At 41.7% G+C, this 25,892-nt stretch carries 23 protein-coding genes; 19 read left to right on the top strand and 4 right to left on the bottom strand.

The window, feature by feature from the left end; all coding sequences use genetic code 11:
• Positions 1–10: 10 nt before the first annotated feature.
• The 15 genes from K7X70_RS18205 (at position 11) to K7X70_RS18135 (ending at position 18,108) form a co-directional block, all read left to right on the top strand.
• Positions 11–385, top strand: a complete 375-nt coding sequence (locus K7X70_RS18205) for a hypothetical protein (RefSeq protein ID WP_222538420.1) — start codon at positions 11–13, stop codon at positions 383–385.
• Positions 386–513: 128 nt separating this feature from the next.
• Entirely contained in the window at positions 514–948 is a 435-nt protein-coding gene (locus K7X70_RS18200; RefSeq protein WP_222538419.1) for a hypothetical protein, read from the top strand.
• Positions 948–1,586: an SCO family protein gene (locus K7X70_RS18195; RefSeq protein ID WP_222538418.1), complete on the top strand. Its 639-nt coding sequence runs from the start codon at positions 948–950 to the stop codon at positions 1,584–1,586. The genes K7X70_RS18200 and K7X70_RS18195 overlap by 1 nt, the downstream gene beginning before the upstream one ends.
• A 4-nt stretch (positions 1,587–1,590) precedes the next feature.
• On the top strand, positions 1,591–1,980 hold the full coding sequence (locus K7X70_RS18190) for a hypothetical protein (protein ID WP_222538417.1): 390 nt from the start codon (positions 1,591–1,593) through the stop codon (positions 1,978–1,980).
• Positions 1,981–2,105: 125 nt separating this feature from the next.
• The gene (locus K7X70_RS18185) at positions 2,106–2,906 is read left to right on the top strand and encodes an MbnP family protein (RefSeq protein ID WP_222538416.1); all 801 of its coding nucleotides are present in this window, start codon (positions 2,106–2,108) and stop codon (positions 2,904–2,906) included.
• 6 nt (positions 2,907–2,912) lie between these two features.
• The gene (locus tag K7X70_RS18180) at positions 2,913–4,052 is read left to right on the top strand and encodes a cytochrome-c peroxidase (protein WP_222538415.1); all 1,140 of its coding nucleotides are present in this window, start codon (positions 2,913–2,915) and stop codon (positions 4,050–4,052) included.
• Between the two features lie 7 nt (positions 4,053–4,059).
• Positions 4,060–4,911, top strand: a complete 852-nt coding sequence (locus tag K7X70_RS18175) for an MbnP family protein (protein WP_222538414.1) — start codon at positions 4,060–4,062, stop codon at positions 4,909–4,911.
• Between the two features lie 6 nt (positions 4,912–4,917).
• Positions 4,918–5,961 carry a cytochrome-c peroxidase gene (locus tag K7X70_RS18170; RefSeq protein WP_222538413.1) on the top strand — a complete coding sequence of 348 codons (1,044 nt, stop codon included), beginning with the start codon at positions 4,918–4,920 and terminating at the stop codon, positions 5,959–5,961.
• A gap of 13 nt (positions 5,962–5,974) precedes the next feature.
• Complete coding sequence (locus K7X70_RS18165; protein ID WP_222538412.1) at positions 5,975–6,901, top strand: transporter; 927 nt, start codon at positions 5,975–5,977, stop codon at positions 6,899–6,901.
• A gap of 136 nt (positions 6,902–7,037) precedes the next feature.
• The gene (locus K7X70_RS18160) at positions 7,038–7,616 is read left to right on the top strand and encodes an RNA polymerase sigma factor (protein ID WP_222538411.1); all 579 of its coding nucleotides are present in this window, start codon (positions 7,038–7,040) and stop codon (positions 7,614–7,616) included.
• Between the two features lie 73 nt (positions 7,617–7,689).
• Positions 7,690–8,736 (top strand): FecR family protein, encoded by a 1,047-nt coding sequence (locus tag K7X70_RS18155; protein WP_222538410.1) that lies wholly within the window; start codon positions 7,690–7,692, stop codon positions 8,734–8,736.
• A gap of 219 nt (positions 8,737–8,955) precedes the next feature.
• The gene (locus K7X70_RS18150; protein ID WP_222538409.1) at positions 8,956–12,477 is read left to right on the top strand and encodes a SusC/RagA family TonB-linked outer membrane protein; all 3,522 of its coding nucleotides are present in this window, start codon (positions 8,956–8,958) and stop codon (positions 12,475–12,477) included.
• An 18-nt stretch (positions 12,478–12,495) separates the two neighbouring features.
• Positions 12,496–14,283: a RagB/SusD family nutrient uptake outer membrane protein gene (locus tag K7X70_RS18145; RefSeq protein ID WP_222538408.1), complete on the top strand. Its 1,788-nt coding sequence runs from the start codon at positions 12,496–12,498 to the stop codon at positions 14,281–14,283.
• A gap of 157 nt (positions 14,284–14,440) precedes the next feature.
• On the top strand, positions 14,441–15,502 hold the full coding sequence (locus K7X70_RS18140; protein ID WP_255607399.1) for an acyltransferase family protein: 1,062 nt from the start codon (positions 14,441–14,443) through the stop codon (positions 15,500–15,502).
• 92 nt (positions 15,503–15,594) lie between these two features.
• Positions 15,595–18,108: a family 20 glycosylhydrolase gene (locus tag K7X70_RS18135; protein ID WP_222538406.1), complete on the top strand. Its 2,514-nt coding sequence runs from the start codon at positions 15,595–15,597 to the stop codon at positions 18,106–18,108.
• 186 nt (positions 18,109–18,294) lie between these two features.
• Here K7X70_RS18135 and K7X70_RS18130 read toward each other — a convergent pair whose 3' ends face one another.
• Both K7X70_RS18130 and K7X70_RS18125 read right to left on the bottom strand, forming a co-directional pair.
• The gene (locus K7X70_RS18130; RefSeq protein WP_062549506.1) at positions 18,295–18,489 is read right to left on the bottom strand and encodes a hypothetical protein; all 195 of its coding nucleotides are present in this window, start codon (positions 18,487–18,489) and stop codon (positions 18,295–18,297) included.
• A 147-nt stretch (positions 18,490–18,636) separates the two neighbouring features.
• Entirely contained in the window at positions 18,637–20,406 is a 1,770-nt protein-coding gene (locus K7X70_RS18125) for a hypothetical protein (RefSeq protein WP_222538405.1), read from the bottom strand.
• A gap of 136 nt (positions 20,407–20,542) precedes the next feature.
• On the opposite strand from K7X70_RS18125, the gene K7X70_RS18120 reads away from it, so the two are divergent.
• From K7X70_RS18120 to hemN, 4 genes are all read left to right on the top strand, one after another.
• The gene (locus tag K7X70_RS18120) at positions 20,543–21,727 is read left to right on the top strand and encodes a PAS domain-containing sensor histidine kinase (protein ID WP_222538404.1); all 1,185 of its coding nucleotides are present in this window, start codon (positions 20,543–20,545) and stop codon (positions 21,725–21,727) included.
• Between the two features lie 7 nt (positions 21,728–21,734).
• On the top strand, positions 21,735–22,793 hold the full coding sequence (locus K7X70_RS18115) for a response regulator (RefSeq protein WP_222538403.1): 1,059 nt from the start codon (positions 21,735–21,737) through the stop codon (positions 22,791–22,793).
• A gap of 84 nt (positions 22,794–22,877) precedes the next feature.
• Positions 22,878–23,348, top strand: coding sequence for a Rossmann-fold NAD(P)-binding domain-containing protein (locus tag K7X70_RS18110; RefSeq protein ID WP_222538402.1), 471 nt, complete (start codon positions 22,878–22,880; stop codon positions 23,346–23,348).
• Between the two features lies 1 nt (position 23,349).
• Positions 23,350–24,708, top strand: coding sequence for an oxygen-independent coproporphyrinogen III oxidase (gene hemN, locus K7X70_RS18105; protein WP_222538401.1), 1,359 nt, complete (start codon positions 23,350–23,352; stop codon positions 24,706–24,708).
• Between the two features lie 67 nt (positions 24,709–24,775).
• Here the strand turns inward: hemN and K7X70_RS18100 are convergent, their stop codons facing one another.
• Both K7X70_RS18100 and K7X70_RS18095 read right to left on the bottom strand, forming a co-directional pair.
• Positions 24,776–25,180 carry a group III truncated hemoglobin gene (locus K7X70_RS18100; RefSeq protein WP_222538400.1) on the bottom strand — a complete coding sequence of 135 codons (405 nt, stop codon included), beginning with the start codon at positions 25,178–25,180 and terminating at the stop codon, positions 24,776–24,778.
• A 30-nt stretch (positions 25,181–25,210) separates the two neighbouring features.
• A complete protein-coding gene (locus tag K7X70_RS18095) occupies positions 25,211–25,873 on the bottom strand; it encodes a sulfite exporter TauE/SafE family protein (RefSeq protein WP_255607393.1) in 663 nt (220 codons plus the stop codon).
• Positions 25,874–25,892 lie beyond the last annotated feature (19 nt).

Raw genomic sequence — 25,892 nt, 5'->3', positions numbered from 1 at the left:
TTTGCGCCAGATGTTAATCAAACCAACAGCCATATTGCTTTTGTTCAGTTTACTGACTGTAAACTTTGCCAATGCCTTTGTATTTGCTGGCTTTGAGATGAATCAGCGCTATATTGCTGCTGAACTCTGTGTGAATAAGGATAAACCCCAGCTGCAATGTAATGGGAAGTGCTATTTAATGAAAAAGTTAAAACAAGCACAAGACAAAGAACAAAAGCAGGAAAGACAAGCACAGAAAACACAAATTCAAGATGCACTCGTGGTGAACCCATTTGTGTTCAAACAATATGCTTTTGCGGAAATTACCTTACATATTCCCCTTTCTACGGGAATGCCGCAAGAACTGCGAAACGCCATTTTTCACCCTCCACAATTTCCAGGATAATTAACAAATTTTAGGATAAAAAGCGAATACTGGTTTTTGATAATCGGGTTTACTGCCTTTTTATGCCTTTTTGGGAATGCGCTGTTTTTGACGCGCTTAATATTTTGGTGTCTTTTAAAAGAGTAAAAATGAAGAAATTAGTTGGCGCAGTGCTACTGGCAATTACTGCTATGGCCTGCACGGCCCCTGTTGATTATAAGAAAGAACGCGATGAAGTCATGAAATTTCATGACCTGGTAATGGGCGATCATAGTACGATTGTAAACTATCAAATGAAACTGGATACGTTACAGCGGAATATGGCGGATTTGAAAACCAGGTTTCCTGAAATCGATACGCTGAAAGAAAAGGAAAATATCAAGGCGCTTTTGCAGGAGCTGACTGTTGCTGAGGACAGTATGAACGATTGGATGCATAAATTTGAGCCGGATATTACCGGTAAATCAAATGAGGAAGCCATCCAGTATTTTCGGGCGGAAAAAGCAAAGATTGCGGCGGTCGACAGCCTTTATAAAAAGGAAATCAAATCATCGGAAGCTTACTTCAGTAAATTCAAAAAATAATGAGGGGAATTTTAGCTGGCCTGGCCCTCTCTGCCTTGTTTCTTTTTAGCTGTAAAGATCAACCGAAAAGGCTGCCTTTTCTGCAGTTGGAACAAACAGAGCGGGTGGTTGATGGCAAAACGGTAATAGACAGTGTTTTTAGGACGATCCCTGAATTTAAACTCTTCAACCAGGATAGTACAGTGGTGACAGAGAAAGACTTCAATGGAGCGATCTATGTAGCCGATTTCTTTTTTACCTCCTGTCCGACAATATGCCCCACCATGCACCGGAATTTAATGAAAGTGTATGAAAAGTATAAAGGCAATCCCGAAGTGAAACTGGCTTCCCATACCATTGATGTGAAATATGATACCCCGTCCAGAATGAAAGCTTATGCTAAAAAGTTAGGTGTTGACGGTACGCAATGGGAATATTTATGGGGCAGCAGGGATGATATTTATGCACTTGCTGAACGGAATTACCTGGTTTCTGCACAAGAAGATAAGAATGCACCCGGCGGTTTTATCCATCAGGGATACCTGGTGCTGGTAGACAAAGAAAAACGCATCAGAGGGGCTTATGATGGAACGCTGGACAAGGATGTTCAGCAGTTGATGTCTGACATGGATATCCTGTTAAAAGAGTATAAAAAATAAGTACATGCTTAAACGCTTTACCGCAATTATTTTATTGATGACCTTATTGCTGGCACAGTTCAGCAGGGTTTTCGTATACGCGGGTTTTGAGCTCAATCAGCAGTACATTGCGACGGTACTTTGTGAAAATAAAGACAAGCCGGCCATGCACTGCAATGGTAAATGTTACCTCGCTAAAAAGCTGAAACAGGCAGAGGAAAAAGAAAAGAAACAGGAAAGAGATGCACAAAAGAAAAACGCACAGGATGTTTTTTTTGTGAAAGCAATTGATTTACCTGTGCTGCCTCTTTGTTTAAAAACGCCTGAATTTCCTGGCGAGTTTTCTTTTGATCTTCCGGAAAGCAATAACGAGATTCCTCATCCGCCTCCCAGCATCTTTTTCATTTATTCTTAATATAGCAGGCCGCTTCTTTGAACAAAAATAAGCTGCCGCTATTCCTTACAAATTATCTGTTTTTTTATAAAAAGTCCATTTTTCCGACTCAAGGGAAGGACTATGGCATCACTATTTCAAATAAAATGAAAAAAATACTTACCCTAATGACGGTATCAGCATTGCTATTCAGCGCTTGCTCAAAAGATAAAGATCCAATTAATGCCGTTGAAACTAACGGAAAGACAACCCTTACCTTCGATGCAAGGTTTGGAAATCAGGATTTTGCATTGAATACCGATTTTACTGCTGATGGAAAAACTTTCAACTTCAATAAATTCAGGTACTGGATCAGTAATGTCGTATTGGTGAACACCAATGGGGAAGAATTCAACGTGCCAGGGTCCTACTATTTACTGGAAGAAACCGGAACGATTACGCTGACAGGGGTAAATAACGACCTGCCTACTACGGTTTACCCGGCTACCAAAAGAGAAGAAGTGGTATTGAAAGACCTGAAAGCAGGGGAATATAAAACACTGAAATTCGCGGTAGGCGTGGATCCGAAATACAATGATAACCTGAGCTTATTGGCTGGAGAGCTTTCTCCATTGAACGGGATGACCAATGTTTCCTGGATGTGGCTGACCAGCTATATTTTTACCTCGGCAACCGGAAAGGTTACAGTGGGTGCCAATTCTAAGACCTTAAAGATTGAAACTGGATTAAATGCAAACTACAAAACAGTAGTCCTGGATCTGCCGCAGACTTTAAAAGTTAGTGGCCAAAAGAGCTCTGGTCTTAGCTTAAATGTAGATTTGGCAAAGGCTTTTGATGGGATTGATGTCATGACTACTCCGGTTGTAGGTGCAGCACAAGCCTCGGTTATGGCAGCAGTAGCCACCAATTACAGCAATAAAGTGTTTACCGTAAAAGCAGTGAATTAATTAATTATGCGTCGTCATTCAACCTTTCTCCTTTTTGATTTTCCGGGCTTTTACCAGCGATCTTTTTGCTGGTTTTTTCCAAGGTTTAAAACTTTCTTTTTCAGTACCATTCTGCTGCTGGTTTCTTGTAAAAAGGAAGCAGCACCGGAAGTTTTGAATCTGGATGGCTTGCATGAGGTGGAATTAGCAGGTCCTGCAAATTTCCCTGCAGTGATGAAGCAGCCTGATAACCGGCTTACAGCAGAAGGAATTGAATTGGGCAGGAGGTTATTTTACGACGTTCGATTGTCTGGTAATAACCGGATTTCCTGTGCTTCTTGTCACCATCAGGACCTGGCGTTCTCAGATGGCCTGGCCTTGAGCAATCAAGGTGCTTCTGGGAAAACTTTGGATCGCCATGCTCCGGTTTTGTTTAACCTGGCCTGGGCAGATCAGGGTTTATTCTGGGATGGAGGTGCCAAAAACCTGGAATCTCAGGCTTTTGGTCCGCTAACCAGTGCAGATGAAATGCATCAGGATTTGTATGAACTTGAAGCAGAGTTGAAAGCGATACCTGATTATGTCAGCCGTTTTCAGCAGGTTTTTAATTCAGCCATCAAATCTGCGGATGTGGTAAAGGCCTTAGCGCAATTTCAGCGGACGTTAATCTCCGGTAATTCCCGATATGATCAATACATGCGTCAGGAGAAATCAACGGTGCTAAATGCGGAGGAGCTGCTGGGGATGAACCTTGTTCAGGATAAATGCGGCAGCTGCCATACCGGAACGCTGTTTACCGACCATAATTTTCATAACAATGGTTTGGATGATCATTTTTCTGAGGCCAATGAAGGGATTTATCAGGGACATTTCAGAGTCAGTTTCAATCCTTCAGATTTAGGGAAATTTAAAACGCCTTCCCTGAGAAATGTGGTACTCAGCGCCCCTTATATGCATGATGGCAGGTTCAGGACACTGGAAGAGGTATTGGATCATTATCAGTATGGTATGAAGCTGTCTTCAACTACTGATGCCAGCTTGTTCCAGGATCAGGGAAAACCAGGTATCCCAATGTCAATAACAGAAAGAAAGGCCATTCTGGCCTTCTTAAACACACTTACGGACCATGAATTTATAAACAACAAGCTTCAAAGTCCGACTAATTAAAATCAAAATGAAAAATACATACTTCAAAATAGCTGGCCTGTTGTCCGTTTTAAGCATCGGCTTTGCGGGATGTTCTAAAAAAGACAGCCCTACTCCTGAATTTCAGGAAACAAATCTGGCTCCATTGTCTATAGAGTTCGATAATATTGTTGGTGCCAGAACTTTCACGTTAAACAATACCGGAAGTCCTTATAAAAATGCTGCGGGAGAGGAGTTTACAATTTCCTTTTTACAGTATTTTATCAGCAATATCAAGGTTGAGACTGCTGCCGGTAAAAGTTATACTGTGAATCCGGATAGCAGTTATTTCTTAATCAAGGGCGCAGATAAAGCCTCTCGCTTTGCAAAGGTACGGGTACCGGAGGGAGATTATACAAAAGTCACGTTTACGTTAGGCGTGGATAGCTTACGTAGCACAATGCCAATAGATAAGCGTACCGGCGTATTAGATCCTGCAGCAGGTGGTGATCATGAAAATGGCGGCATGTATTGGGGATGGAACAACGGCTATATCTTCTTTAAATACGAAGGGAATTCGAACGTGATTTCTGATGATGCGAGTGGTGATCCAACCGGTAAAAAGCAGTTTAAATATCACATCGGCTTTTTTGGCGGTTATTCTGTGCCTACCATCAATAACATTAAAGTGATTACCATGGACTTAAATGCTGCGGGGATTGCAAAAGTAAGAAAAGACAGACAGAGCAATGTGCATCTTTTTGTAGACCTGATGAAGGTGTTTAACGGAAAGACTCCTTTCAGCATTGCTGCACATCCAAACGTAATGTTTAATGATTTTAGCAGCACGGTAGCAGGGAATTATGTGGATATGTTTAAGCACGATCACACTGAAAATTAAGCGAAGATGAGGAAGAAACATTGGATGGTTTTGCTGGTATTCGGCTTGTTTATTCTGGCTTGTAAGAAGGATCATCCTATTAAAGAAGAAATAGAAAGGTTTTTAGGTTTTCAAAAGCCATCAAATTTTCCGGAGCCGGTATATAATTTCGCGAATAATGAGGTTACAAAGGAAGGTTTTGAGCTGGGAAGGGCCTTGTTTTATGAGCCAAGGCTTTCCAGAAACAATACGATCACCTGTGGTTCCTGTCACATTCAATCTGCTGCATTTACACAGCATGGGCATGATGTGAGCCATGGGATCGACGACCGTTTGGGCACCAGAAATTCTCCACCGATCATGAACCTGGCCTGGAGCAAGGCTTTTATGTGGGGTGGAGGGGTGTACGACCTGGATCTTCAGCCAATTACCCCAATTACTACCCATGAGGAAATGGATGAAAACCTGGAAAATGTATTGAATAAAATCAGGGCGGTACCTAAATATACTGCCATGTTTAAACAGGCTTTTGGAACGGAAGAAGTGACTACTGCCAGGTTTATGAAAGCATTGTCGCAATTTATGCTGATGTGTGTGAGCAGTAATTCAAAGTACGATCAGGTGATGCGCAAAGAAGGTCCGGTTTTTACAGCTGATGAACAGGAAGGATACGTGCTTTTCAAGGAAAAATGTGCTTCCTGTCACTCAGAACCTTTATTTACAGATGGCTCTTTCCGAAACAATGGTTTAGGGACCAGTGCTGTAAATGACCAGGGATTATATGCGGTTACTTTGATCGAAACTGACCGCTATAAGTTTAAAGTACCTTCTTTAAGAAACCTGAAATATACAGCTCCTTTTACCCATGATGGTCGTTTTTTATCTCTGGAGGGGATGCTGGAGCATTACAATTCTGAAGTAAGAGACACACCGAACCTTGATCCCCTGCTTCGTAAAAACGGCAGGTTAGGAATAGGCTTATCGGCAACAGACAAATTGAAATTAACTGCGTTCCTTGGAACGCTGAACGATGAAGCATTTATCAATGATAAACGCTTTTCAGAACAATAATATTTAGATAGAAATGAGAAATAAAACAATAGTGCTGACCCTATTTATGCTGTTTATCATCACTGCGGCTAAGGCATGTGACATTTGTGGCTGCGGTGTAGGAAGTTATTACCTTGGGATTTTGCCGGAATATAATAAGCGTTTTATAGGGTTAAGGTATCAGCATAAAACCTTGCAGACTCATTTAGGGCCCGTGGGAGAAAGGACCCCAATCACTGCTGATGAAACTTATCAGAGCATGGAGGTTTGGGGAGGATGGAATTTCGGTTCGAAATTCAGGGTGCTGGCTTTCCTTCCTTACAATTTTAATGAACGGGTTAGTCAGACAGGAAATGGGACAAAAACGGGGCTTGGCGACATCGCCTTGATGGGGTATTATAAATTACTGGACCAGACGGGAACACTTGGAGACCGGTTGCTGGTACAGTCGATATGGATTGGCGGCGGCATAAAAGTACCTACCGGAAAATATGAACCGACAGAACGTTTAGCAGTCAGCGAATCGCCTAACAATTTTCAATTGGGTACGGCCAGTACCGATTTTACCCTCAATGCAGCTTATGATATCCGTTACAATGACCTGGGTTTAAATGCCAATGTCAATTATAAAATGAACACGGAAAATAAATACGATTATCGCTATGGGAATAAGCTGACGGCTAATTTACTGGCTTATTATAAGTTTCGGATTGCAGAAAAAATCACGGTTGCACCGAATGCTGGTGTATTGTATGAAACTGCACAACAAGATGTAGAAAACAACAAGTATGACGTACAGGTTTCCGGCGGTTATTCATTATCAGCAGTGGCTGGCATGGAACTCGCGTTGAAAGGCATCACGCTGGGAGCAAATTACCAGAATGTGCGTTCGCAGAACCTTGCTGACGGTAGAGCGAAGGCTGGGAACCGTATGATGGTACACGTTTCTCTTCCTTTTTAATTTAAACGACTCAGCAGGTACGCGAATCCTGCTGAGTCATTTGCTGATTTTATTGTAAAGGATTTGTGATAAACCTTCAGTTTAAATTGCTAAGTTTGTTATAACCAGACCCTAGCTAACCTATCTTAACGACCGTATGAATCTCTCAGTTCTAACCGATGATGAGTTGATCGTGCTTTTTAAGCACGGAAGCGAGCGTGCATTCCAGGAAATCTATAGTCGTTATTGGAAAGGGGTATTCCAGGTCGCTTTTAGGAAGGTGCACCATAAGGAACTGGCAGAAGAGCTCACACAAAACCTTTTTGTAGAGCTTTGGAGGAAAAGGGAAAGTGTCCATATTGTTTCGATTAGCAATTACCTATTTGGAAGCCTGAAGTACAATATCATCAATCATTATAAGGCGCAGCTGGTGCGGACAAAGTATCAGGATCACCTGAAGGTCTGCAATAATGATCGCGTAGCCAATACGGACTATTTATTGATGCTCAATGAATTGTCGGAAGCGCTGAATGAGGGCATCGCCAGATTACCCAAAAAAACAGGCGAAGTATTTAAACTGAGCAGGATAGAGCATTATTCTGTGAAAGACATCTCCAGGGAACTCAATATCTCTGAAAAAGCCGTAGAATACCACATCACGCAATCGCTTAAATCCATGCGGTTCCATTTGAAAGATTACCTCTTACTTCCTTTAATTGTGCTGCTGTTTTTATAAGTATAAAAATATATTTTAATTTTCTTTAGGGATCGCCCTGCTTTAGCTGACATATAGTTTAAAAGCTATAAGAATGAGTAGAGAAGCATTTCATCTTTTATTGGATCGGTATCTGGAAGGAAAATGTACAGCGGAAGAAAAACGTGTCGTGGAAGAGTGGTATGGGATGCTGGATAAAGAAGATTTAGAAGAAATCAATCCCAGAGAAATCACAACGCTGGAGCAGAAACTTTGGGATCGGATTCATACAGATATTTCTGAAGTCGCTGAACCCCTTCCTGAAATCCAGCATTCAAGACCCTGGTTATGGTCTGGAGTCGCTGCGGCCATCACTGGTTTCTGCTTGATTACAGGATATCTGTTTTTTAAAGAGCAGGTGGTCAGTCCACAATTTATGACTGCTGCCTTAGCCAATGAAATCAAACAGCAACAAAATCTTGGTCAGCAGCCACAAAAGGTACTCTTTGAGGATGGTAGCTTTGTGATGCTGGAATCAAATGCGCGTATCCAATACCCTGTTCATTTTTCGAAAAATATGCGTGAAGTCGTATTAGAAGGTACGGCTTTCTTTGAAATTAGTCCGGATGCCTCCAGACCTTTTATGGTGTACAGTAAAGATGTGGTCACTAAGGTATTGGGAACCAGTTTTCTGATGAGTACCAATGGCAGCAACAAAGGAACGGAAGTGGCTGTGAAAACCGGGAAAGTTGCGGTTTCTCCGGTTTGCGGCAGACTGGATGTCGTAGAAAGTATCCTGGGCCAGCGCAAGGAAGTGGTCTTAACCCCAAATCAAAAAACGGTGTTTAAACCGGCCGAAAACACCTTTGAACAAAGCCTTGTGGCTAACCCTGAACCTTTAAATATCTCGACTAAAACGGAAGTTAAAGACCTGTTTTCTTTTAACGATGCGCCACTTGCGGAGGTGGTTGCCATGCTGGAAAAGACTTACGGGATCAAATTTCTGATTGCAGACAAAAGCTTGCTGGAGGATACCTTTACCGGCGACCTGACCGAGCAGAGTTTATACAGTAAACTGGATTTTCTATGTGCTGCCATCAAGGCATCGTATGAGATTTCGGGCACCTCAATCGTCATTAAAAGTAAGAGTAACGCCCATTAAACCGGGCTGTTTAATTAACCAACCTAACCCAAACCTAAACCTAAACCAAATGCGTATGAAAAAGACAGACTTTTACTAGCAGCCCAGGGCAAAAAAAAACTGACAATGTTGCGGAACATTGCCAGTTAAAATGATTTTGAACGAAACTTTTCACATTAACGAACAAAAACTTCTAAAGGTATGAATAAAAAGCGATTTGTTGCTTTAATAATAACAGCAATGCGAATATCTGTAAGCCAAATATTTCTTGTCATCTTATTCACCTGCAGTACTTTTGCGAAAAAAGCAGAAGCTCAGGGGGTACTCAACAAAGAAATTTCCATAAACATGAACGAAGGTAAAATCAAACAGCTTTTACAGGAGATACAAAGCCTGACTAAAGTGAAGTTTATTTATAGTCCTTCGGCCATCAGATCTGAAAGGATCACCTCTTTGAATGTCGTCAACAGGCGTTTGGGAGATATCCTGGTAGAGGTGCTTGGGCCATTAAATATTACCTATAAGGTAGTAGACCAGCATATTTTATTATATGACAAAGGTAGTCTGGCCGCTGTAGCAGCGGGTGTAGAAAAACCGGTAGTGATCATTAAAGGACAGGTGAGCTCAGTTAAAGGAGAAACCTTACCTGGGGTGAGTGTTAAAATAAAAGGGACTTCTATTGGTGCAATGACCGATTTAAATGGTAATTATGCCATCAATGCGGTGTCTGCTGATGTGACCCTGGTTTTTACCTATATCGGTTTTATGACTAAGGAAGTCGCAGCCGGAGGTAAAACAGTTGTCAATGTCCAGTTAACTGAGGAGCCAACTTCTTTAGGTGAGGTAGTTGTAGTTGGCTATTCGACGCAAAAGAAGAAAGACCTGACGGGTGCCGTATCGGTGGTCAATGTTTCAGAAATGCTGAAACAACCCACCGCATCAGTGGCCAATCTGTTACAGGGCCAGGCCTCTGGCGTAACCGTACTTGGTTCCGGACAACCAGGAGAAGAACCTCAGATCAAGATTCGGGGGATCAATACTTTTGGAAACAATAGTCCCTTATATGTAGTGGATGGTGTGCCAACAGAAAGTGTTGCGGACATCAATCCCAATGATATTGAATCGGTACAGGTGTTAAAAGATGCAGGCTCAGCCTCTATTTATGGTTCCCGTGCTGCCAATGGCGTAATTGTGATCAGTACTAAAAAAGGAAAGGGAAAAGTACAGGTGACCTATGATGCCTACTATGGTACGCAACGCCCAAAAACCGGCAATGTATGGGACATCCTGAATCCAAGCGAAATGGCCACGCTGAAACGCCAGATGCTGATCAATTCCGGAGAAACCAATCTCAAAGATGATCTTTATGGCAATGGCCCGACGTATGTATTACCGGATTATATCCTGCCGAAAGGGGCCAAAGAAGGCGATCCTTCCGTAAATCCCAGCCTTTATAATGTGATCCCATTTTTTACTTCTGATGCAGAATACAAAAAGTTTTACCGCATTACACGCGCCAATAAAGAAGGTACAAACTGGTATGAAGAAATCTTTAGCCCGGCACCAATAACCAGTCATAATGTGGCGGTGAGCGGCGGTTCAGACCAGGGAAATTACCTGCTTTCTGCTAATTATTTTAACCAGCAGGGAACGTTAATGAATACCTATCTGGAGAGGTATACTTTACGTTCCAACACACAATTCAATATCAGCAAAAAACTGAGGGTAGGGGAAAATCTTTCTTACTCCATTAGTACCAACCCTAAAATTGGAGGCTTAACCGGCGATAATGCCATTGGACATGCGTTTAGAGAGCAACCGATTATTCCAGTATATGACATCATGGGTAACTTTGCCGGTTCTTACGGAGGCGCACTTGGAGATGCCTTTAATCCGGTAGCCATGCTCACCAGAACGAAGAACAATAAGGCAACAGACAACCGGTTATTTGGTAACGTATATATTGAGGCCGATCTTCCTGCAGCGCTTACTTTGAGAAGTTCATTTGGCGGTTCTAATTCGAATGGGAATAGCCGGGCCTTCGTATATCCTCAGTATGAAAATGCAGAAAACAATACGAGTAATTCTTATTCAGAATCTTCTTATGCCAGTTTTGATTATACCTGGACCAATACCTTATCCTTCAATAAGCAATTCGGTTTACACAGTTTGAAAGCATTAGTAGGTACAGAATACCTGCGCAACAGATACAGTACCATGAGTGGAAGCAACAGAGGGTATTTTTCTTTTGATCCAAATTATACCAATCTGACTACCGGCAGCGGACCAAAAGATACCAATAGCGAGCGCATTGCCAGTGCCATGTTCTCTTTAATCGGACGCGTAGATTATAATTTTAATGATAAATACCTGTTTGGCGGTACGCTAAGAAGAGATGGTTCTTCCAAATTTTTGGAAAATGTGTATGGCTGGTTTCCTGCGGTAAGCGCAGGGTGGCGGATTTCTCAGGAATCTTTTCTGAAAGACATCAAATGGATCTCTGATTTGAAAATCAGAGGTGGATGGGGCGTAATGGGTAACCAGCTCAATGTATCGGAAGGGAATTCATTTGATACGTACAGCAGTGATATTGCACCTTCTTATTATGCTATCGGCGGTGGAAATAACGTAGTATCTGGTTTTTATAAAAACAGAACCGGAAATCCAGGTGCCAAATGGGAGAAAAATACCAATACCAATATTGGTATTGATGCGACTTTATTTCAAGGAAAACTAGAGATCTCAGCAGATTACTATAGGAAAAACATTACTGACCTATTGTTTAACCCGGAAATGATCGGTACCACCGGAGCCTCAAGTACACCATTTCTGAATATTGGAAAGATGAAAAATGATGGACTTGACCTTTCCGTTACCGGACATACGCGGATTGGCAAGGATTTTAAAATGAGCGCCACGGCAACAATTACGACCTATAATAACCTGATCCAAAAAGTTTCCGGTGATGCGAATTATTATGACCTTGATGCCAGACGTTTTGATGGCAATAACATCGTTCGTAATCAGGTTGGACATTCTGTAAGTGAATTTTTTGGGTATAAAGTAGCCGGTTTCTGGCAGTCGCAGGAGGAAATTGATGCGGCAAATTTAAAGGTTCAGCAACATACTTCGGATCCCAATTCCGTTTACCAGAATGCGGTGGCTCCAGGCCGTTTCAAGTATGAAGATGTGAATGGGGATGGTATCATCAATGCAGATGATCGTACCTTTTTAGGCAATGCGAATCCTGATTTTAGTTATGGCTTAAACCTGGCTATGAACTATAAAGATTTCGATATGAGTATGTTCTTTTACGGTGTACAAGGTAACTCTATCTGGAATCAGGTAAAATGGTGGACAGATTTCTCTTCTTCTTATGGAGGAGCAAAAAGCCATACAGCGCTGTACGATTCCTGGACTCCCGACAACAGAAATGCAAAAGCGCCAATTCAGGAAAAGGAGCGAACATTCAGTTCCAATGCAGTACCTAACTCTTATTTTGTAGAGAATGGCTCTTACCTGCGACTTAAAAATATTCAGCTGGGTTATACACTGCCGGCAAAAACGCTGGAGAAATTTGGCGTCGGCCGATTGAGGGTCTACCTTTCAGCAGCCAACTTATTCACCCTCACTAAATATTCTGGTATTGACCCTGAAATTGGAACTTCCAGCGAAACGGACAACCAAACCGCTTACGGAGTGGATGATGGTGCATACCCAAGTCAGCGGACCTTCCTTTTGGGTATAAATTTGAAATTTTAATCATAACAGTTTAAAGAGATGAAAAAATCAACATATCTATTGTTAACTGTATTATTCTTTACAGGACAATCATTTTTTTCTTGCAAGAAAGCATTAGAACAACCGCCCCTTGGGTCCCTGACACAGGAAATTCTGACCAATAAAAACGGAGTAAATGGTTTATTAATCGGTGCCTATGCTGCACTGGATGGGATGGCTGGCGGAAACACATCATTTGGTGGCGGCGATGTTTATGGTGGTTCGCCAAGCAATTGGGTATTTGGCGCAATTGCAGGTGGGGATGCCTCTAAAGGAAGTGATGGAACCGATCAGCCGGCAATAGATCCCATTGCTAAATTTTATGCAGATGCGACAAACTCCTTTTTCAACGCCAAATGGAGAGCTTTATATGAAGGGGTCAAAAGGACGAATGATGTCCTGATGATTTTGGCCAAGGCGACGGACCTGACGCCTGAAGAACGTGTAGGAATCCAGGCTGAGGATAAGTTTTTGAGAGGACATTATTATTTTGAGTTGAAGAAAATGTGGAATATGGTGCCATGGATTGATGAGCACACCACCATGTACAACCAGCCTAATAATACTGATATATGGGCTAAGATCACCGAAGACCTAAAATTTGCTTACGAAAATTTACCCCCTACACAGTCGGAGATTGGCAGAGTCAATAAATGGGCGGCAGGGGCTTACCTCGCTAAAGCCTATTTATACCAGCATAAATTTAAGGAAGCACGAGATTTATTTGATGTCGTGATCGCTTCCGGAGTCACCAGCAGTGGCAAGAAATACAAACTGAATGATGAATTTGCAGATAATTTTAAACCCAGTAAAGAAGACAATTCCGAAGTGGTTTTTGCAATTCAGATGTCGGCAAATGTAGATGCTAATGGTCCTTCATTGGGAAATAACGGCGATATGCTGAATTTCCCTTATGGCGAGAGTCCTTTTGGTTGCTGTGGGTTTTTTCAGCCTTCTATTGATTTGGTCAATCATTATAGAACGGATGAACAAACTGGCCTGCCATACCTGACTAATTACAATGACCATGCTGTAGCCAATGATATGGGAATTAAAGGTGCTGAACCTTTTCAGCCGGATCAGGGAACTTTAGATCCCCGATTGGACTGGACAGCAGGAAGACGTGGGATTCCATATTTAGACTGGGGCAATTATCCGGGAGAAACCTGGATCAGAGATCAGCGTTATGGTGGTCCTTATGGTCCTAAAAAGAACATTTACTGGCAGGCAACCCGGGCAACTGATGAAGATAAAACAACCTGGGCACCAGGATCATCTATCAATTATCTGGTGATTCGTTTTGCTGATGTGCTGTTGATGGCTGCGGAAGCCGAAGCACAGGCAGGAAGTCTGGCTAAAGCTCAGGAATATGTGGATATCGTGAGGGCGCGTGCGGCAAACCCTGTAGGCTGGGTGTATCAATACCTGGATGCTGCAAATCCATTAGCAGGGTTTTCTAACATCCCTGCAGCCAATTATAAAATTAATGTTTATCCTGCCGGTGATTTTTCTGGAAAAGGAAAAGACTATGCTTTATCGGCCATTTATTTTGAGCGGAAAATTGAACTGGCTATGGAAGGTCATCGTTTCTTTGACCTGGTACGCTGGGGAATCGCGGAAACTGAGCTGAATGCTTATTTTAATTACCAGGGGAAATTAACTTCTGATGTGAGAAATGGAAAATTTATAAAGGGTAAAAATGATATTTACCCGATTCCACAGCGACAAATTGATCTGAGCAATGTAGGTGGGGGATCTGTACTCAAACAAAATCCAGGATACAATTAGGAAATGACCATTTCTATTGATAACTTTTGTAGGAAGGAGGGGCGGATGTCGCTCCTTCCTCGCTATTCAATTTACCTGTAACCTATTATTATAGCTAATGAACCAACCACAACGTTTTTTATCCCTTGATGTATTCCGGGGTATGACAGTCTGTTTTATGATCATTGTGAACACACCAGGAAGTGGTGCCCAGCCTTTTTCAATGCTGGAGCATGCGGCATGGCATGGATTTACACCTACCGATCTCGTTTTTCCTTCTTTTCTGTTTGCAGTAGGGAATGCCATGAGCTTTTCTGCGAAAAAGTTTGCGCTGATGAGTGACAGGGAGGTGCTCGGTAAAATATTTAAACGGACATTGCTCATCTTTTTAATCGGCTATCTGATGTACTGGTTCCCGTTTTTTCATTACAATGAGGCCGGTGGAATCAGTTTTTCTCCCATTGGAAATACCCGGATTATGGGAGTATTACAGCGGATCGCTTTGTGTTATGGGATCGTTTCTTTAATGGTCCACTATTTATCTACGAGATGGGTCATGGTGCTGAGTGTTTTGTTCTTAATTGGATATTGGCTCCTGCTGCTCATTTTTGGGGATTCCAGCGATCCTTTAAGCATGACCGGAAATGCAGGTCAGTACCTCGACCAGTTTTTACTTGGAAATGCGCATCTGTATCATGGTGAAGGCATTCCTTTTGATCCGGAAGGAATTTTAAGTACAATTCCATCCTGTGTAAATGTGGTGATCGGTTACTTTGCAGGTAGGTTTATTCAGGAAAAAGGAAAAGGTTATGAAAGTATTGCCAGGCTGTTACTAGTCGGAGTATTATTGGTGTTTTTGGCCTGGTGCTGGAATTTTTCCTTCCCGATTAACAAGAAATTATGGACGAGTTCTTTCGTATTGATCACCTGTGGATTGGACCTGATCATTATTGCTGCATTGATTTATATCATCGAACTGAAATCTTATGTGAAATGGACGGGTTTCTTTACCGTATTCGGGAAGAACCCCTTGTTTATCTATATTGTAGCGGATCTTTTGTTAGTGATCATCAATACCATATTTCCAAAATCTGATTTTGCGGGCTGGATCAATACGGTGTTTTTTCAGGCGATTGCCCCAGGGCCTTTTGGTTCGCTATTGTTTGCGATTTGCTTTATGCTGGTCTGCTGGCTAATTGGCTATATTTTAGACAAGAAAAAGATATACATCAGGGTTTAATTCGCGCTGATTACTTCATCACCGGCACGTTCAACGTCAGGATTGGAAGATTTAAATAAAAATCAATTGAAAACATATAAAAATATATGCTCATGAAAATTTATGTACTTGCTGCTTTTTTTATGTTCAGCATCAGCGGATCGGCTATTGCTCAGCAAGCAGCCCTTGTTGCTGCTGCCGATTTAGAACTGAACTGGTTGCAGACCAATGAAGAAGGTCAGATGATATTGACCATCAAGAACAATGGCAAGGTCGCTTTACCTGCTGCAGGCTGGAAAATCTATTTCAATTCCAGGGTGTTGAAAACCGTTGGAGCCGATAGCTTACTGGCGAAGGTGACGCTCGTTAACGGGGCCTTATTCCGATTGTCGCCATTGCCATCTTTTAAGCAAATTGCGCCTGCTGGTGCTGTTCAGCTTCATGTCGCCACAGAGCGCATATATAATATTTCAGAACGCCCTTCCGGCTTCTACCTGGTTTGGGATAAAACACCTGATCAGGGTGCTGCGATCAAAAACGTAGTATTTCAGCACTTGCCGGCCCACACTACTTTCGAACAGAAGCTGGCAAAGAAAGCTTATGAAGAGAACAAAAAGATCAAAGATATTCCAGTAAATCAACTGCCATTGGTGTTTCCAACACCCGCTGACTATGTCCCGGGGAAAGGTACTTTTAGCTTAACCAAAGCAGTTAATGTAGTGGGGATACCTGCTTTTGCAGATGAAGCCGCTTTACTTTCTCAAGAAATCAGTCGTGCATTAGGTAAAAAGACAGCAGGTAAATCAAATGCTGATGCCGGGGAAATTGTTTTTCTAAAAGAGGAGAAACTGGCTAAGGAAGCTTATACCTTAACCATCACTCCGAGTCGGATCAGCATTGAAGCATCAGATCCGGCAGGTGCCTTTTATGCAATACAATCCTTGAAAAGTATGTTTCCTGCAAGTTCCTGGTCGAAAGTTCAAACGTCGATTGCGATACCAGCAGCGGTCATCCATGACGGTCCGAGGTTTGGTTTTAGAGGTTTTATGATGGATGTAGGCCGGAACTTTCAACCCAAATCAGAAGTGCTGAAGGTCCTGGATTTAATGGCCTTGTATAAGTTAAATGTTTTTCATTTTCACCTGACCGAAGATGAGGGCTGGCGTTTGGAAATCCCAGGCTTACCGGAATTAACTACTGTAGGCGCAACGCGCGGTCACTCTGTAACGGAAAGCACCCAAATTTTGCCTGCTTATGGTTCTGGACCAATACCAGGCTTAAATTCTGGTACAGGTTTTTATACTAAAGCAGACTATATAGAAATTTTGAAGTATGCAAGGGCAAGACATATCCGGGTAATCCCAGAAATTGAAACCCCTGGTCATGCCAGAGCTGCCATAAAAGCAATGGAGGCCCGTTATCACCGTTTGATGAAGGCCGGCGACAAAGAAGCCGCTGAATACTATTTGTTAAGTGATTTAAAGGATGAGAGTAAATATCGCTCCGTACAGGGTTTTAATGATAATGTGATCAATGTAGCTTTACCTTCCAGCTATCACTTTTTGGAAAAGGTAACCAACGAGCTGATTGCCATGCATAAAGCAGCAGATGCACCGTTAACGACGATCCATTTTGGTGGTGATGAGGTGCCGGCAGGTGTGTGGGAGAAATCACCAGCTGCAGTTCAACTCGCTATAAAAGAACCAGCACTGAAAGGAACCGATGAATTGTGGTTCTATTTCTTTAGTAAATTGAACAAAATGCTGCAATCCAAATCGCTCTACTTATCTGGATGGGAAGAAATCGGATTGCATAAAACGGAAGTAAATGGGGAGATGAAAATGGTTCCGGAACCTCGCTTCTTCAAAGAGAATTTTCATGTAGATGTTTGGAATAACTTACATGGTAATGAAGATTTAGCGTATAAAATGGCCAATGAGGGATATAAAGTAGTTTTGACGCCGGTTACTAATTTTTACATCGACCTGGCTGCGAACAAAAGTTTCGTAGAAAATGGTCAGAATTGGGGTGGTTATGTAGATGTAGACAAGCTTTTCTATTTCATTCCTTTCGATTATTATAAGAATATGAAGGAAGATGAGGAAGGAAATCCTGCAAATCCAGAACGCTATAAAAATAAGGCAGGTTTAACGGAGGTGGGCAAATCAAATATTGTTGGATTGCAGGCCCCATTGTGGAGCGAAAACATTAAAACGCCTGAACAATTTGAATATATGCTATTGCCGAAATTATTAGGATTGGCAGAACGCGCCTGGGCGAAAGATCCGGCATGGGCATTGGAAGCAGATGCTGAAAAAGGAAAAGTGCTATATGATCAGGCCTGGTCGGTATTTGTAAATGTATTGGGCAAAAAAGAACTGCCAAGATTAAACTATTATGCTGGTGGCTTTAAATACCGAATTCCGACACCAGGAATACAACTGAGTAATAGCCAAATATCGGCAAATATACAGTTGCCAGGATTAATCATTCGCTATACTACGGATGGGAAGGAACCCATAGCCAGCAGCAAAATATATACTCAGGCGATTCCTTTTCAGAAAGGCGCGAAGTTTCGTGTTTTTGATGTGAGGAATAGAGGGGGGAGAAGTATTGTGGTCGAATAATTGAAACTTTAAAGACCAGGGTTTAAAATAAAAAAACAGGGATGAATCGGAGAGATCTATCCCTGTTTTAATAATGGCTGACCCACCACAGATCAACCTAAACCAAACAAACTGATCATATAACGGAGTTAGTTGTCAAAAAGTTTTAAGTATGAAAAATAAAAACAATTTAATGACAATATGCCCTTATTCTTTATCGTGATATAAAAATTCCATGCCTTCAGGAGTGATAGAAGCGGCGTGCTGAACACGGTCGCGGTTGATGTGGATATATCCTAAATTTTCCAATTCTTCATACTGCTCTTCCATTCCTCCTAAAATCGAAGAACTAACTTGCTGGTCAATGATGCCCAGTAATGATTTCATAGCTTCTTTTTCCATGTTATTTTTGATTATAGTATCGAAATTCCTTTTAACTAATATAGTGAAAAAATATGTTTCATAAAAGCCACGGAAAGAAGGGGGGAGAACTATACACCAAAGTTCTTTTCTAACACGTGGCCTTATGTTTTGAGCGTCTGTATGGGATTAACCTAAACTTTTTTCAGCGAGCAGCAGTTGCTTCAGCATTTCCTCGACTGATAAATTGTCCTGGAATTTTAATTCTGGAATGAGGGCACGATAATAAGCGATGCCATCCAGTAATTGCAGTTTAAATTTATTGAAGTACTTATCTTTTTTAGTCGTCAATTCTTCCAGTTGATTGGCAATGTCTTTTTTCAGATAATCTACGTATAAATGGAGTTCGTTGATAAATAAGTTAGGACGGTTTACGTTTGCCAATAGATTTTCACGCCCATATATATGATTGATCATTTCCTTTAGGGAGTACTTACCTTGAAAGAAGGCAAGATTAGGTCCTGGACATATACTCACGGCCTTGTTTTCCCTTGGTTTCAAAATGCCAACTTTTAAATAGGTAGAAGCACAAAGACCTTCACATAGACATACTTTTTCCGTAATGGATTGAAATTGCCGCTGGTAATCGGTTTCAGAAAGCTCTTGTTCTTTTAACTGTTTTATTTTCAGGTTTTGATATTCTCTGGAAGCAGTACAGATGGGTTCTGCAGTAAACTCTGTGTTGGTACATAAGAATTTCTTGGTACAAGGACTGCCTGGTCTGCCTTTTTCTATGCGCTGCAGGCGCTGTTCTTCGGCAGTACTCTTTTTGAAGTTATTGAAAAGTACACCTAAAGGGGAAGAATTGCTCAGGTAATAATCCTCCGGAACAGCACTGGCCAATTGGTTTAAGGTTTCATCGTCTACATTTGTCGCTTCCGGTACCAGCAGAAAAGGACTTCCCCATCCTGCAGCATCCAGTTCATAGTAATTGAGCAGGAATTCATGCTCTTCGGCGGTGCCGATTCCACCTTGTGCGGTAATGCGCTGTTCTGGTAAAGCTATTTCAAGGATTTCCTTGCTTTTTAGTGCATGGATATACATCTGGTAAAGTTCTGCTGCCAGTTCTCCACGTTTTTGTTTGAATTCTTCCAGGATCGGGCCTAATAAAAAGCCTTCTGTTGCAAAGGCATGTCCACCGCAGTTCAATCCCGATTCTACTCGGAATTCTGACACCCATAATCCTTTTTTTGCCAGCATTTTTGCCTGGATCAAGGCAGAGCGGAAATCGCTCACTTTAAGAATGATTTTCTTTTGGAAGGCACCATTTACATCCGGATAAAAGGCACTGCATTTTTCCATGTACGCATATAGACGCGGGTTTAATCCGGCAGAAATGATGACAGAGGAATCTAGGCTGCTATTTGTAAAACCACGCATTGCAGCTAAGGCATCTGTAAAATCATCACCCTCAGTTTCATGGTTCGCCTTGTAATTTACCTTGTCTACTTTAGACATAATGTTCACGTCAATCGCACCAGGTGTAATGCCTTCAATTAATTCAGATTGCATTGCAGTTTTTTGCGGACCATCCGGTAAACTTTTCATTTCCTGATATTTTAATCTCCAGATCGATTGTGCTGGCAGCAGCTCGAAATATAGGTTCAGGTCTGTTCCTTCTTCAAAAGATTGGGTCTTTAAAGAGGAAAACTGCTGCTTTACCAGCACATCGAGTAAGTTGAGATAGGCGGTAATTCTTCTGGCCCGGCTATCTGCTTCTTTTTTGTCAATCAGTGTAAATGTTTCTCCTGTCTTTTCTGCATGAAATTTTCTCATGCGCTCCGTCAATTCATCATCTACGATGGAAACAACAGAGGAGATGCCATATCTGGCCACCTTTAACGGAGTATCAATTGAATAGCCTAAGCCTAAAACTGGAATGTGAAAAGTATGGTTCATTTGCTGAGAAAAATTTACTTGAATCGCAAAAGAGCAGACTATTTAAATTTAAAAACATGATATTAGTCACACTTTTGTATGATTGAGGTTATTAGCCCAGTGCAATCGTTATCATTATATTTGTAAAAAGTAATACATGGAAGAGGCGAGGTTATTAAAGGCCATTATTGAAACTGCAATTGACGGGATCATTACCATTGATGACAGGGGCAAAATTGAAAGTCTTAATCCAGCAGCATTAAGGTTATTTGGCTATACTATCGATGAAGTAGAAGGAAGAAATATCTCCTTCCTAATGCCTGAACCTGATAGAAGCGGACATGATGGTTACATTCGCCGTTATCAATCGACTGGTGAGAAGAGAATCATCGGAAAAGGCAGAGAAGTAAAAGGTCTGCGAAAAGACCGGAGTACTTTTCCTTTTCGCCTGGCGGTGAGTGAAGTGCAATACGAAGACCGCATCATCTACACTGGATTTATCCATGACCTTTCTAAAGAAAAAGAAGCAGAAGAGCGTCTGAGAGAATATGCTGCGGAGTTAGAAGAGCTTGTGGAAGAGCGTACAAAATCACTTAAAAAAACAGTGATGGCCTTAAGTGAAGCCAAAGAAGAGGTCAGTCTTTCTCTTGAAAAAGAAAAAGAACTCAATCAATTGAAGAGCAGGTTTGTGTCTATGGCTTCCCATGAATTCAGGACACCCCTAAGTTCAGTGCAGCTTTCAGCTTCGCTGATTGATAAATATGCAGAACCTTACGACAATAAAAACATTACGAAACATGTCAGTAAGATCAAAAATGCAGTCAGCAATCTCACTACGATTTTGAATGATTTCTTGTCGCTGGAACGACTAGAAGCAGGAAAAGTAGAACCTACCTTTACAGCTTTTGACCTGGTTAAACTCTCCGAAGAAATCACGGAAGAAATGCAGATGATGGCCAAGCAGGATCAGAACATCATTTATCAGCATACCGGACTGCAGAGTACTGTGCTGTTAGACCTTAACCTGTTAAAAAACTGCATGATCAATCTGATCTCCAATGCCATCAAATATTCAGGAGAAAACACTTTTATTGAATTTAATACAGAAATTACAGATTCACAATGCATGGTCACGATAAAAGACAATGGGATAGGAATTCCTGAATCTGACCATAAACACCTGTTTCAGCCGTTTTTCCGTGCAAACAATACCGGAAATATTCCGGGAACAGGACTAGGATTAAATATTGTACTGCGTTATGCAACGCTGATGAGAGGCGAGCTGTATTTTGAAAGTACACTCCATACCGGGACTAAATTTGTTTTGTCCTTTAATAAATAAGCTACGAATGAAGAAGACACTGATACTCATTATAGAAGATAACGATGACATTCGGGAAAGTACTGCCGAGATATTGGAACTGGCAAATTATGAAGTATTGCAGGCTGCTAACGGACGAATCGGGGTAGATCTGGCCATCAGCGAATTGCCGGATGTGATCTTATGTGACATCATGATGCCAGAGCTGGACGGCTATGGCGTATTGTATTTGCTCCATAAAAATGAACAAACGGCCACCATTCCTTTTATTTTCCTGACGGCTAAAGCAGAACGCATTGACATGCGTAAAGGGATGGAAATGGGTGCCGATGATTACCTGACGAAGCCTTTCGATGATGTGGAATTGTTAAATGCCATAGAAAGCAGATTGAGTAAAAGAGATAAACAGCAGGTTTTTTATAGCCAGTCACTTGAAAAATTAAGCGTATTATTTAGCAATAGCTCCGGCTTACAGGAGCTGGAGAAAATTATTGCTGCAAGAAAAGTCAGGTCTGTTAAGAAAAAACAGGTTGTTTACTATGAGGGCGACAACATTTCGGGCCTTTACCTGGTGATGAATGGAAAGGTGAAAACCTTTAAGTTAAGTGAGGATGGAAGGGAACTGCTGACCGGAATGTATGGTTCAGAAGATTATTTTGGCATAACTTCTTTACTACTCAATGCGCCTTATGCTGAAACTGCCGAAGCCTTGGAAGATAGCACGGTTTGTATGCTGCCGAAGGATTTGATGGATGATTTACTCAATCGCTATCCTGATGTGGCCCGACAATTTATTCAATTGATCTCCAATAACCTCCAGGATAAAGAAGAACAATTGCTGCAATTGGCCTACCATTCTGTTAGAAAACGTATGGCCGAAGTATTGGCCAGGTTATGTAAACAGGAGGTACAGGATGCAGAAATGATCTTACGGGTTTCCCGTGATAACCTTGCGGCAATGGCTGGAATGGCTACGGAAACGGTGAGCAGGATCCTCAGCGATTTTAAAGATGAAGGGATTATAGAAAGGAAAGGCAGTCAGATCATTGTGCTCGATCAGCTTAGACTACAGCAGATGAAAAACTGATGAGGATCATATTTTCAATTGATTAAACTCATTCTCCCCGCTACCACTACATGCTAACTTTGATTATTAATAAATCGAACCAGCATGAGAGTTGTCGCATATAGTATAAAGTCTTTTGAAAAAGAACCATTGGCCATTGCCAATAATAAAAAACATGATATTACATTGATATCCAATTCTTTGGGTTCTGAGACAGCTTCTTATGCCGCAGGAAAAGAAGCTGTCATTGTATTCAATGAAGATGATGTTTCTGCACAGGTGATCAACAGGTTAGCTGATCTTGGGGTGAAATTCATTGCGACACGCTCTACCGCTACCGATCATATCGATCAGGAAGCCGCTGCACTTAGAAATATAAAGATTGCCAATGTTCCTTTAGACGCGTTACTAGCGCTTACAGAGAAGGAATTACCGATGGCATTGGCTGTGGAAACCATTGTTAATCTGGATAAATGGCAGCAAAAGAAGTGTTTAGGGAAGGCTTGTGTTTGCTCAAGATCTTGCGATCAGGTACATTCCTCAGTACGTCCAGGGAGTAAACCTCATCACCATTAGTATGAATCATCTGATCTCCAAATATCATGTTGCTGCCCCTCGTTATACCAGCTATCCTACCGTTCCTTATTGGAAAACAACAGATTTTACCGTAAAGGACTGGGAGAAAGCCGTTGCTCAATCCTTTAGGGAAAGTAACGACAAAGAAGGGATCAGCATTTACATCCACCTTCCTTTTTGTGAAAGTTTATGTACTTACTGTGGCTGTAATACCAGGATCACTAAAAATCATAAAGTAGAATCGCCTTATATCGAAGCTTTACTGAAAGAATGGCAATTGTACCTGAATCTATTTGAAACCCGTCCATTAATTAAGGAATTGCATTTGGGCGGTGGCACACCTACTTTTTTCAGTGCAGAGAATTTAAAACTGCTGATGGAAGGCATCCTAAAATATGCCGACCTGCATGAGGCCGCTGAATTTAGCTTCGAAGCACATCCTGGAAATACGACCGACGAACATTTGATCACTTTGAACCAGTTAGGTTTCAGAAGATTAAGTTTAGGGATTCAGGATTTTGATCCGCATGTGCAGCTGGTGATCAATAGGGTGCAAACCTATGAAGAAGTAGAGCAAGTGACCTTAAAAGCAAGGGCTTTAGGCTATACCTCGATCAATTACGACCTGATTTACGGTCTCCCTCACCAACAGATTCAGGGGCTTTCAGATACACTGGATTCAGTACTGCAATTGAAACCAGACCGGATTGCTTTTTACAGCTATGCCCATGTTCCATGGGTTAAACCAGGGCAAAGAAGGTACACAGAACTGGATCTTCCTTCTCAAAGATTAAAGCAGGAACTGTATGAGCTGGGTTGTAAAAAGCTAAAAGAAGGAGGATACCTGGATGTGGGAATGGACCACTTTACATTGGTTACAGACAGTTTGTATGAGGCAGAAATTAAAGGAAAACTGCACCGGAACTTTATGGGCTATACCCATCAATACAGTCAGTTGATGATTGGTTTAGGTGTATCTTCTATAAGTGATACCTGGACCGCATTTGCACAGAATGTGAAAACGGTGGAAGAGTATTTAACGATAGTGAATGAAGGTAAATTACCTGTGGTAAAGGGCCATTTACTGAATGCAGAAGATAGGATTACCCGTCAGCATATTTTGAATATCATGTGTAAAGGACATACTTCCTGGACAGAGGAGGAAGCCAATTCTCCTGAGTTTTCTGAAGGTTTACAGCGCATGCGCTGGCTGGCACTGGATGGATTGGTGTTCTTGTCGGCAGATCATCTTCGGGTAACGCCATTGGGCAAGCGGTTTTTAAGAAACATCTGCATGGCGCTGGATTATAGATACTGGGCAGATCAACCAAAAACGGAACTTTTCAGCCTTACCGGATAAAAATATTAGTTTTTACGTCTCAAATGTCAGAATTGGTGACCGTGATGAGCGGTCGCCAATTTCTTGTTTATAGGCCATTTGGAGCAGTCGCCTGTTTGATCTTATATTGCATCAATTGTCCGATGGAAGAGGCTCTGGAGATCGCCTGATCCGCTACAGATCCTTCAAAATTAGTCCTGATAGTTTCCTCCCAGATTTTCATCCAGCGGTCAAAATGTGCTCCATGTAAAGGGACTTCTTTATTTAAAGCAATGTGCTTGAGCATTGGATTTCCTTTATAAGTGACCACATCCAATAAGATCGTTTCCCAGAAGGTCACCATTACCGGAATATGTCCTTCTAAAGAGAAATTTGCCGCCTTAAATACAGGGCCAATCACTTCATCTGTGAGGGCTTTATTGTAAAATTCAATCACTAGAAAACGGATGTCTTCCTGATCTTTAATATCTCTTTTTGTAGGAGTAACTGTCATGAGGGTACTAATTTACGATGATTTGGGGGACTACCTGCATTCAGGAGCCCCTTGTTCAGTTGGTGACGGGCTTAAATAGGGAATGTTTAACTCCATTCCTCTCAATATAAACCAGACTCCCAAACAAAGCATAAAATAAGGAATCACGCGGTTGATCTTTTTACGGACCAATGCACCGGTAAAACCGATACTGAGTGTAGCGATAAACATGAGGGGTAGGGTGCCTAGCCCAAACCAGAACATATAAATGGCAGAGCCAGTTAGGCTGCCCGTATTTAAAGCTCCTGCCATGGCCAGGTAAACGAAGCCACAGGGTAGAAAGCCGTTGATGACGCCAATGATCAAATGATTGGCTTTATGCTTTAGTGCATAGCCAAATAATTGATGGAAGGGTTTTAGCAATACCGAAGGGGTATTTTTAAGCATTTGAATCTTGAACAACCTGGAGCAGGCAGCCATCACAATGAGGATTCCACTAAAAATACTGATGACCTGCTGTAAGCCTGCCATCCATAATTGCTGTCCGATTAAGCCAATCACCAGTCCTAAGAAGCAGTAAGAAACAATTCTTCCTAATTGGTAAAGTAATTTGTCCAATACCAGAAAAGCCCATCCTTGTTTTAAGGAGGGGACAGCAAAGGCAAGGGGACCGCACATGCCAATGCAATGTACGCTCCCTAACAATCCAATCATGAAGGCAAGCTTTTCGTTG

Origin of the sequence: Pedobacter polysacchareus (genome assembly GCF_019802255.1) — a bacterium.
Classification (GTDB): Bacteria; Bacteroidota; Bacteroidia; order Sphingobacteriales; family Sphingobacteriaceae; genus Pedobacter; species Pedobacter polysacchareus.
Note: the sequence above shows the minus strand (reverse complement) of the source record. Positions and strands in the feature narration are given on the sequence as shown.

Coding starts and splice junctions, on each gene's coding strand:
- K7X70_RS18205 (WP_222538420.1), top strand. CDS start 11: ATGTTAATCAAACCAACAGCCATATTGCTTTTGTTCAGTTTACTGACT.
- K7X70_RS18200 (WP_222538419.1), top strand. CDS start 514: ATGAAGAAATTAGTTGGCGCAGTGCTACTGGCAATTACTGCTATGGCC.
- K7X70_RS18195 (WP_222538418.1), top strand. CDS start 948: ATGAGGGGAATTTTAGCTGGCCTGGCCCTCTCTGCCTTGTTTCTTTTT.
- K7X70_RS18190 (WP_222538417.1), top strand. CDS start 1,591: ATGCTTAAACGCTTTACCGCAATTATTTTATTGATGACCTTATTGCTG.
- K7X70_RS18185 (WP_222538416.1), top strand. CDS start 2,106: ATGAAAAAAATACTTACCCTAATGACGGTATCAGCATTGCTATTCAGC.
- K7X70_RS18180 (WP_222538415.1), top strand. CDS start 2,913: ATGCGTCGTCATTCAACCTTTCTCCTTTTTGATTTTCCGGGCTTTTAC.
- K7X70_RS18175 (WP_222538414.1), top strand. CDS start 4,060: ATGAAAAATACATACTTCAAAATAGCTGGCCTGTTGTCCGTTTTAAGC.
- K7X70_RS18170 (WP_222538413.1), top strand. CDS start 4,918: ATGAGGAAGAAACATTGGATGGTTTTGCTGGTATTCGGCTTGTTTATT.
- K7X70_RS18165 (WP_222538412.1), top strand. CDS start 5,975: ATGAGAAATAAAACAATAGTGCTGACCCTATTTATGCTGTTTATCATC.
- K7X70_RS18160 (WP_222538411.1), top strand. CDS start 7,038: ATGAATCTCTCAGTTCTAACCGATGATGAGTTGATCGTGCTTTTTAAG.
- K7X70_RS18155 (WP_222538410.1), top strand. CDS start 7,690: ATGAGTAGAGAAGCATTTCATCTTTTATTGGATCGGTATCTGGAAGGA.
- K7X70_RS18150 (WP_222538409.1), top strand. CDS start 8,956: ATGCGAATATCTGTAAGCCAAATATTTCTTGTCATCTTATTCACCTGC.
- K7X70_RS18145 (WP_222538408.1), top strand. CDS start 12,496: ATGAAAAAATCAACATATCTATTGTTAACTGTATTATTCTTTACAGGA.
- K7X70_RS18140 (WP_255607399.1), top strand. CDS start 14,441: ATGATCATTGTGAACACACCAGGAAGTGGTGCCCAGCCTTTTTCAATG.
- K7X70_RS18135 (WP_222538406.1), top strand. CDS start 15,595: ATGAAAATTTATGTACTTGCTGCTTTTTTTATGTTCAGCATCAGCGGA.
- K7X70_RS18130 (WP_062549506.1), bottom strand. CDS start 18,489: ATGGAAAAAGAAGCTATGAAATCATTACTGGGCATCATTGACCAGCAA.
- K7X70_RS18125 (WP_222538405.1), bottom strand. CDS start 20,406: ATGAACCATACTTTTCACATTCCAGTTTTAGGCTTAGGCTATTCAATT.
- K7X70_RS18120 (WP_222538404.1), top strand. CDS start 20,543: ATGGAAGAGGCGAGGTTATTAAAGGCCATTATTGAAACTGCAATTGAC.
- K7X70_RS18115 (WP_222538403.1), top strand. CDS start 21,735: ATGAAGAAGACACTGATACTCATTATAGAAGATAACGATGACATTCGG.
- K7X70_RS18110 (WP_222538402.1), top strand. CDS start 22,878: ATGAGAGTTGTCGCATATAGTATAAAGTCTTTTGAAAAAGAACCATTG.
- hemN (WP_222538401.1), top strand. CDS start 23,350: ATGAATCATCTGATCTCCAAATATCATGTTGCTGCCCCTCGTTATACC.
- K7X70_RS18100 (WP_222538400.1), bottom strand. CDS start 25,180: ATGACAGTTACTCCTACAAAAAGAGATATTAAAGATCAGGAAGACATC.
- K7X70_RS18095 (WP_255607393.1), bottom strand. CDS start 25,873: ATGATTGGATTGTTAGGGAGCGTACATTGCATTGGCATGTGCGGTCCC.